Annotated in this window: 1 protein-coding gene; it reads right to left on the reverse strand. The window is 47.7% G+C overall.

From position 1 onward, the window contains the following. Window positions 1–23: 23 nt before the first annotated feature. A complete protein-coding gene (locus CWI71_RS12015) occupies window positions 24–1,121 on the reverse strand; it encodes an ISAs1 family transposase (protein WP_126755510.1) in 1,098 nt (365 codons plus the stop codon). Window positions 1,122–1,229: the final 108 nt, after the last annotated feature.

A 1,229-nucleotide genomic window follows, 5' to 3' on the forward strand; every position in this document is an offset into this window, starting at 1 on the left:
CAGGGCAAGAGCGTGAACGTTTTTTAAGCATTCACGATTAAGTCCAGCACTTCTTCGCTCATGGTGGCCATCTTCTGTTTGCGATTGACGCTGGCATCTATCGTCTTCTCGCGCCGTATCTGATTCAGCGCAACATGTCGGAAGCAAGCCAGATTATCGGCAGCATGGCCACGACTAATTGGGCAGTTATCTTCTCGCATGGAAACATCAAGGACCCAATGCAGTCTGTTTTCAATGCCCCAATGGGCGCGCACTGTGCTGGCAAACTCCTCAGCAGATAAGCTTGCTGAACTTATATAATAACGATACTGCAACTGCTCCTTGCCATTGGCCAAACGATAATAAGTGGCTCGACCAATGGTCTTGATTGATGACCAGGCTGAACGTATGCCCGGGGGCAACTCTAATGCTGATAAGACATCATAAGAGCGATATTCAACGCGACCATGCTTTTGCTCAACATGTCCGGGATCGTTGCTTTCACTGAGCTCAAATGCATCCTGGAGTGCCTGATATAGCGACTTTTGGTTCTTTTTTACCGCAATGCAGTAGTCCGCTTTTTTCTTTACTATTGTTTTCACGATTTGCTTCTGGCAGCTCATGGCGTCGAGTGTCACCATCGCACCTTCCAGCTCCAGCAGCTCCAGTAACTCAGGTACGGCGGTGATCTCATTCGACTTTTCATCCGTCCGCCGCTGGCCGAGAACAACACCGTTTTTAGTCGCAAACGCACTTATCATGTGCAGCGTCGATTGCCTGTCATGGCGCTTGTACGAGCGGCGCAGCGTTTTACCATCAACGGCAACGACTTGTTTATCGCTAAGTTTTTCAGTTGCTTGCATCCACTGAATAAATCGCTGGTGAAACGCCTGCGGGTCGATACGACAAACAAGCCTGGCGATGGTGTCATGCACCGGAATGCCATGACTGAAATCACCGTATTTTTTTAGCCATTTTAGCCTAAGGTGTCCGAAATCTTCGATTTCTTCCCAGTCTTCTGCGCCTGATATGACCGCAGTCAGGGTTAAAAACAGGACATCAAACAATTTATAGGTTACTTTTGATGCTTGTCTTGGGTCTTCAATGTCGGCAAAGTGGTCAGTCAGCAAGGTCAGGCTCATCATGGCTCTCCGTAAAAGAGAGTATATGATCACGACTAAAACTGATCGTCAAATCGATCAATTATTTATTAGCCCAACTGGTCAAGAAACGTTCACGATCTTGCCCTG

The sequence above is a fragment of the Pseudidiomarina insulisalsae genome (genome assembly GCF_003987065.1).
Lineage (GTDB): Bacteria > Pseudomonadota > Gammaproteobacteria > Enterobacterales > Alteromonadaceae > Pseudidiomarina > Pseudidiomarina insulisalsae.

Excerpts from the sequence above, each read along its gene's own strand:
- CWI71_RS12015 (WP_126755510.1), bottom strand. The coding sequence starts at position 1,121 with ATGAGCCTGACCTTGCTGACTGACCACTTTGCCGACATTGAAGACCCA.